This window comes from Kitasatospora sp. NPDC022785, from assembly GCF_055561295.1.
Window position 1 is genome coordinate 267,775 of the sequence record NZ_JBVHHB010000010.1, and the last position, 6,494, is coordinate 274,268.

Below are 6,494 nucleotides of genomic sequence, written 5' to 3' on the forward strand. Positions count from 1 at the left end.
TCCCGCACCTGCACGGCGATCGGCACACCATCCAGCAGCAGCGCGTGGCCGAAGCGCTGCGCCTCCTGCAGACCCGCCTCCGCCCCACGCCCTGACCGTATGGCGAGCCCGGGGAGAGTGGCGCCGCGTTGCGTTCAGCGGTGGTGTCCGAGCCGGGCCAGGCGGGCCGTGGCGGTCTTGAAGACGGGCTGCTTGGAGACGGGGTCCAGGCGGGTGGGGATGAGTTCGTTCGCGGCGCGGTCGTGGCGCGGCGGGCTGCCGGCGTGGTCGGTGCCGTGGTCCCAGTAGCCGTAGTGGAACGGCAGGAAAAGCAGACCTTCGCGGATACCGGTGATCCGGACCCGGGCGGCGACGGTACCGCGGGCGGTGGTGACGGCGGCCATATCACCGTGGGTGAGGCCGTGGCGGTGGGCGTCGGCCGGGGAGCATTCGACCCATACCTCGGGGGCGGCGCGCTGTAGCTCGGGGACGCGGCCGGTCTTGGTGCGTGTGTGGAAGTGGTAGATAGTGCGCCCGGTGGTCAGCCACAGCGGGTAGTCGTCGTCGGGAGATTCGGGTGGCGGCTGGTAGTCGGCCGGCCGCAGGACGGCTCTGCCGTGCGGGTTGAGGACGCGGTACTCGGGTTCGGTCGCGGGCTCGCCGGTGTTGAGGTCGCGGCCGTAGGTCTCGCAGGTGTCCGGGTGGGCCCAGAAGCGGCCGTCGGCATACAGCCGCTGGGTGCCGAAGGGCAGGGCGGGCGTGGCGGGCCACTGGGTGCCGCCGTGTTCGCGCAGCAGTTCGTGGCTGAGGCCGGTGTAGTCGCACGGGCGTCCCTTGCTGCACAGCTGCCAGGCAGCGAACGCGGACGGGGCGTCGTGCCAGGTGATCAGCGGGCGGCCGGTGCGGTCGCGCAGCTCCATGCGGCGGGCGAAGTCGAGGAAGATGTCGAGGTCTGGCCTTGCCTGGCCTGGCGGGTCGACGGCCCGGTCCGAGAGGTGGACGGTGCGGTCGGCGTTGGTGAAGGTGCCGGCCTTCTCGCCCCAGGTCGCGGCCGGCAGGACGACGTCGGCGAGCGCGGAGGTCTCGGTGGGGAAGATGTCCTGCACGACGGTGAACAGGCCGGGCTGGGCGAGGATTTCGCGGATCCGGGCGAGGTCGGGCAGGGAGACGGCCGGGTTGGTGGCGCTGATCCACAGGAACTTCAGCGCCCCGGTTTCGGCGAGGCGGAACATCTCCAGCGCGTGGGTGGGCGGGGCTCCGTGGTCCAGCACCGCGGGGTCGATGTTCCACAGGTCGGCGAGGTCAGCGACGTGGCGCGGGTTCGCCCAGTTGCGAAAGCCCGGCAGGTCGCCGTTAGCGCCGCACTCGCGGGTGTTCTGGGCGGTGGGCTGGCCGTTCATCTGCAGGACCCCGGCGCCGGGGCGCCCGAGCTGTCCACGCAGCAGGTGAAGGTTGTTGATCTGCACCGCCGTGGCGGTGGCCTGGTGGGACTGGTAGACGCCCTGGAGCACGGTGGACACGAGCCGGTCGGTGCCGGCGAGCAGCTCAGCGGTGCGGCGGATTTCGTCTGCCGGGATGTCGCAGATCCGGGCGGCCCACTCGGGTGTGCAGGGGGAGACGCGTTCGGCCAGGTCCTGGAAGCCGACCGTGTGCGCGGCGACGTAGGCGTGGTCGACGCGGCCGGTGGTGATGATCTCGTTCAGGAGGGCGTTGAGGAGGGCGAGGTTGGTGCCCGGGCGCGGCGCCAGGTGGATGGCCGCCTCGCGCGCGGTGGGAGTCGGGCGGGGGTCGAGGACCAACAGCGTGGGCCGGTCCGCGCCGTGGAGCCGGTCGAGGATGCGCATCCACAGCACCGGCTGGCACTCGGCGACGTTGTGGCCCCACAGCGAGATCACCTGGGCGTGGTCAATGTCCTGATAGGAGCCGGGCTGGCCGTCACAGCCGAAGGACTCCTTCAGTGCCTCGCCCGCGGTGGCGGTGCACAGCCGGGTGTTGCCGTCCAGGTGGTTGGTGCCGATCCCGGCTCGGGCCAGCACGGTCAGCGTGTAGTACTCCTCCAGGAACAACTGCCCCGACGTGTAGAAGCCGACCGCGCCCGGACCGTGCTCCGCCAGGACGGACTGGCAGCGCTCGGTGATCGTGTCCATGGCTGTGTGCCAGTCCGTTTCCACCAGCTGGCCGCGTTGGCGGATCTGTGGCGCGGTGAGCCGGTCCGGGGAGGCGTTGGCCTGCCAGCCGAACAGGTCCTTGATGTCGAGGCGGCCGTGGTTGACGCGGTCGCCGGCCCGGCCGCGGACGCCGACGATTCGCCCGTCACGCACCGCGATGTCCATGGCGTCGCCGTTGGAGTGCAGCAGCGACGCGGAGGGCACCCATCGCTGCACGTCCGACTCGCTCAGGCCGTCGGCCAGCTGAAGGTCGACACGGGCGGGCCAGACGGTGCCGGGCTCGTAAGGGGTCCTCACGCCCCACGGATCGGTGGTCCGGTCCATGGTGGTGGTTCCTCCTTCCTGCCGGGTACGACAGATCTGCCTACTCGGCGGCGCGGGGACCTCCAGCGGGTCGCGGGTGGCGGTCTCTTCTCGGCCTCTTCGAGCTGTTCGCCGAGTTCCACCAGCCGGTTGCGTCCTCGACGTGGTGGCGGACGTTCTCCATCAGCGCGGTCAACTTGGCGTCGAACCGCTCGTCCTTCGGGTCCAGACCGGCAAGCTCGGGCACCATCAATACCACCACATGGTGTTCCTCGACGCTCTCCAGCACGTGGTCGGTGGTGTCCGAAGCGGCTTCGCGGCCGCGGGGTAGAACACCTCCTCCTCGATCACAGCATGCACGGTGAGCTCCTCGATCACCTGGTCGGCGATGCGGCGCTTCTCGGCGTACGCGCTGTCGCCGGCCTTCTCGAACGCCTCGAACAGCTTCTCCACCGTCTTATGGTCGTCCTTGAGCAGAACGATCGCATCCATCACAACGTCTGTCCGTCGTACCGGTTCAAGCGAATCACCAGCGGGAAGTCCGGCCGGTCAGGGAGCCTGGACGTCGGCCGCGGGCGGCTCGGGTTCCTGATCGTCCACGTCGGCACCGTCGGCCTCGGCCCGGACGTCCTTCGGGGTGGGCGCCGTGATGCTGCGCCCCTCCGCGGACCGCTCCCGTACCGTGCCGTCGTCGCGCGAGGCATCGTTCTGGGGGGCTCCCTTGTCGTCGGTGCGCATGGCGCCGTCCTCCTCGTCAGTCAGCCGGCGGATTCGGTGCGCTCAACCCGGGCAACCGCCCGTGCGCGTACCCGCACGGGCGGGCGCAGACACTGCTGCGGCCCGTGGCCGGTCAGTGGCCGAGGGCGTTGGCGAGTTCCTTCTTGTTCATCTTCGAGCGGCCGTGGATGTTGCGCTGCTTGGCCTCGTTGTACAGCTGCTCCTTCGTCGGCCCCTCGGAACCGGAGTGCGAACGCTGTCCGCCGCGCCGGGAGGAGGAAGTGTCGTGAGTGGAGGAGCGGCTCGCTGTCTTCGACTCGCCGTGCCGGGCCCTCTCCTTGTTCACGGTCCGGGCCGCGATCTCCTTGGCCCGCTTCTCACTCTCCCCACGCTCCAACGCGCTGTCCTTGATGTGCTCGTACTGGCGCTCACGCTTCTTGCTCGAACCGGCAGGCATGACTCCTCCTTCAGGTAGTGCGACGCGTCGCCTACCCCGAAAGCGAGGGCCGACTCGTGGGCCCGCATGATGCAACCGACAGGCCCTGCCGTACCTGTCCCCCGTCCCGGCCCCTGCGGACTGCTGCCACGTGCTCTTCTGCCAGTTGGTCCGGGCGAGTTGGATAGCGAGTACCTGGGTAGCGCCAGGCGTGCCTGGATGCCTTCGCCGAGAGCGTCCGCCGGTGCCTCCTCGCCTTCGAGCTGGTAGCGCGTGAGCCGTCCCGCCAGGCTCGGTGTGGTGAACACCAGCCGATGGGAACGCCACCACCTCGGGGCGGTCGTTGAGGCCGGCCCCGAAGTGGCGGTGCAGCGCTGGCACCGGCTCTATGCCGGACCTGCGGTCACGGACGACGCGTGCCACCTCGCCCTGGTGGTCCGCGAACCGGTGCAGCACCAGGTCTTCCTTGGTGCGGAAGTACCGGAAGAGGGTCGGCTTGGAGATCTCGACTGCCGCGGCGATGTCGCTGACCGAGACTCGGTCGAAGCCGCGCTCCAGGAACAGCGAGATCGACGCGCCGGCGATGGCATCGCGCGTCCGCGCCTTCTTGCGGGCCCGCAGTCCCGTCGGCTCGTTCATCCGACCACCGTGATTCATGACCAAGTTGCTTTTTTAACTGAGTAACGTTTTCATGGACGGCATGAATCGGACAGACACTCCTCCTGTGCTCGTAACCGGGGCGACGGGCCGGATCGGCCGCCTCGTCATCGACCAACTCCTCGACGCGGGCGTACCGGTCCGCGCCCTCACCCACCGCCACGAGGCGGCGGCGACGCTACCGGGGAACGTCGAGGTCTTCACCGGCGACCTCACCATGCCTGAGTCGCTCGATCCGGCATTGAACGGTGCCGGTGCGGTCTTCCTCGTCTGGACCGCCCCGCCTCGGACCACCGCGGCAGTCGTCGAGCAACTGGCGGCCCACGTGCGGCGGATCGTCTTCCTCTCCTCCCCGCACCAGACACCGCACCCGCTCTTCCAGCAGCCCAATCCCATGGCAGCGATGCACGCCGACATCGAGCAGCTCATCGCGGCCACCGGACTCGAATCGACCATCATCCGGCCGGGAATGCTCGCATCGAACTCGCTGGCCTGGTGGGCGCCCGCGATCCAGGCCGACGAGGTCGTCCGGTGGCCTTACGGCGCTGCCGAGACGGCACCGGTCGACGACCGCGACGTCGCAGCCGTCGCGGCGCGGACGCTCTGTCAGGATGGACACGTCGGAGGCGACTACGTCCTTACTGGCCCCGAATCGCTGACCCAGGCCGCACAGGTGGGCGTCATCGGTGACGCCCTTGGGCGCCAGATCGACTTCGAGGAGATGACGCCGGAGGAGTTCTGCAGCCTTTCGGAGGGCACGGCACGCAGCTCGGTCGTCGACATGCTGCTCGCCGCGTGGAGCGCGGCGGTCGGACAGCCCGCGTACGTCACCACCGCGGTGGCCGACATCCTGGGGACGGCACCGCGAACGTTTCGCCAGTGGGCAGCCGACCACGCCACCGCGTTCACACAGGGTTCGTAACCTCATCGACCGCGCGCCCGGCCGCAGCTCTCAGTCCGGCGTCGCTCCGGATCCGCCTCCGGCGTAGGCCCGGCGCGTGGGCGCTGAAGCGTCGGACGGGCGACCCGGGGCCGCGCAGCGGAACCCATCGCGGTGGCGTCACCCTCTGCAACTGGTTCTCCCGGCGTCCCACTCGAACTGGCCGCCGGTGGGGGACCGATATCTGGCCGTACCTGGGGAAAAGAAGATCTTGGCCGCTGACACCTGAGCCCTGGCTTGATGTGTGAGCGAGCGAATGAGTGAGTGGGGGTGGGGGCTGGTTGGTGTCGGGCGGGTCGGCTGTTGCCCGTCGGCGGCCACCTGTCCACTTCTGGGGAGCTGCTGTTTGTCCCGCCCCGGCGTTGCCACAGGGCTGTCCCGGTAAGCCGGGCCGTTCGTCGGTCGTTTTCGCCTGGCCGAGCTCTGCTGCCTGCTCCTGCCGGCTCCTGCGGGCCGCCGGTGTCCCCGGGGCATGCCGTCCTGGCCACCCGTGTCTGCGGGCGCGTCAGCACCGCCGGTGTCGGTACCGCTGGTGTCAATGCCGCCGGTGGCGGTGGCGCGCGACGCGCTCCCGCAGACGGTTCACACCGTCCAGGACGGGGCGGAAGAACGGGACGGCTACCACCAGCAGGCACTGGGCGGTCGCCGCGATCGGCAGCCGCAGGAGAAACAGGCCGCAGGCACACGCGAAGGGCAGCAGCAGCGACACCACTGCCACGGCCCGGGCGACCCGTTTCAGCCCGGGTGTGATGCCGCGGCCCCCCTTGTCCGCCGCCCACAGGCTGATTCCGATGGCGAAAAAGGCGATGCCCAGTGCCACCATCTCCACGGTTGATTTTGTCGGGTCATATGGGAGCCACTGCTCCGGTGTGAACGGGAACCAGGTATAGGCCATTCGTGGCGGTGATGTACTCGACCCCGGTGGGTGTTCTTCGGCGAATTCGGGAGCCGTTCCGGCGAGATTGGGAGCCACTGATCGGGTGACCTGCTGGCCCCGGGCGGAGTGTCCATGGGGGCCAGAGTGGTGGCGTCGGCAGGGTGTGATTGCGGGCCCAGGTCGCCTCCCTGACAAGTCGCGGCCGGGGCCTCACCCTGGATATGCGGAAGGGCTGGACCCGTGGGGTCCAGCCCTTCCGGCTGTGGCAGCAAATTGGACAGTGAGATTCGTTCTTCTGGGGTTAGTACTCCAGCCGTAGATTGTGATCACGGATGGGAAGGTCAGGCCCGGGACGCTCCGAGGAACCGCAGCACGGCCAGGACGCGGCGGTGGTCCGCGTCGACCACGGGCAGGTCA

Annotated in this window: 7 protein-coding genes and 1 pseudogene; 1 reads left to right on the forward strand and 7 read right to left on the reverse strand. The window is 69.5% G+C overall.

Going from position 1 to position 6,494, the window contains the following annotated elements:
• Nucleotides 1-134: 134 nt before the first annotated feature.
• From ACZ3YO_RS19120 to ACZ3YO_RS19145, 6 genes and pseudogenes are all read right to left on the reverse strand, one after another.
• Nucleotides 135-2,471 carry a molybdopterin oxidoreductase family protein gene (locus ACZ3YO_RS19120; RefSeq protein WP_465570516.1) on the reverse strand — a complete coding sequence of 779 codons (2,337 nt, stop codon included), beginning with the start codon at nucleotides 2,469-2,471 and terminating at the stop codon, nucleotides 135-137.
• Nucleotides 2,472-2,511: 40 nt separating this feature from the next.
• Complete coding sequence (locus tag ACZ3YO_RS19125; RefSeq protein ID WP_465570519.1) at nucleotides 2,512-2,700, reverse strand: hypothetical protein; 189 nt, start codon at nucleotides 2,698-2,700, stop codon at nucleotides 2,512-2,514.
• Entirely contained in the window at nucleotides 2,700-2,942 is a 243-nt protein-coding gene (locus ACZ3YO_RS19130) for a hemerythrin domain-containing protein (protein WP_465570522.1), read from the reverse strand. Before ACZ3YO_RS19130 ends, ACZ3YO_RS19125 begins: the two co-directional genes overlap by 1 nt.
• Nucleotides 2,943-2,999: 57 nt before the next feature.
• A complete protein-coding gene (locus ACZ3YO_RS19135; protein ID WP_465570525.1) occupies nucleotides 3,000-3,188 on the reverse strand; it encodes a hypothetical protein in 189 nt (62 codons plus the stop codon).
• A 112-nt stretch (nucleotides 3,189-3,300) separates the two neighbouring features.
• Nucleotides 3,301-3,624 carry a plasmid stabilization protein gene (locus ACZ3YO_RS19140; RefSeq protein WP_465570554.1) on the reverse strand — a complete coding sequence of 108 codons (324 nt, stop codon included), beginning with the start codon at nucleotides 3,622-3,624 and terminating at the stop codon, nucleotides 3,301-3,303.
• A 489-nt stretch (nucleotides 3,625-4,113) separates the two neighbouring features.
• Nucleotides 4,114-4,260: pseudogene (locus ACZ3YO_RS19145) on the reverse strand (hypothetical protein); the annotation flags it as partial.
• A gap of 67 nt (nucleotides 4,261-4,327) precedes the next feature.
• Here ACZ3YO_RS19145 and ACZ3YO_RS19150 point away from each other — a divergent pair.
• Nucleotides 4,328-5,182, forward strand: a complete 855-nt coding sequence (locus ACZ3YO_RS19150) for an SDR family oxidoreductase (protein ID WP_465570527.1) — start codon at nucleotides 4,328-4,330, stop codon at nucleotides 5,180-5,182.
• 553 nt (nucleotides 5,183-5,735) lie between these two features.
• Here the strand turns inward: ACZ3YO_RS19150 and ACZ3YO_RS19155 are convergent.
• Nucleotides 5,736-6,029 (reverse strand): hypothetical protein, encoded by a 294-nt coding sequence (locus ACZ3YO_RS19155; RefSeq protein WP_465570531.1) that lies wholly within the window; start codon nucleotides 6,027-6,029, stop codon nucleotides 5,736-5,738.
• Between the last annotated feature and the right edge of the window lie 465 nt (nucleotides 6,030-6,494).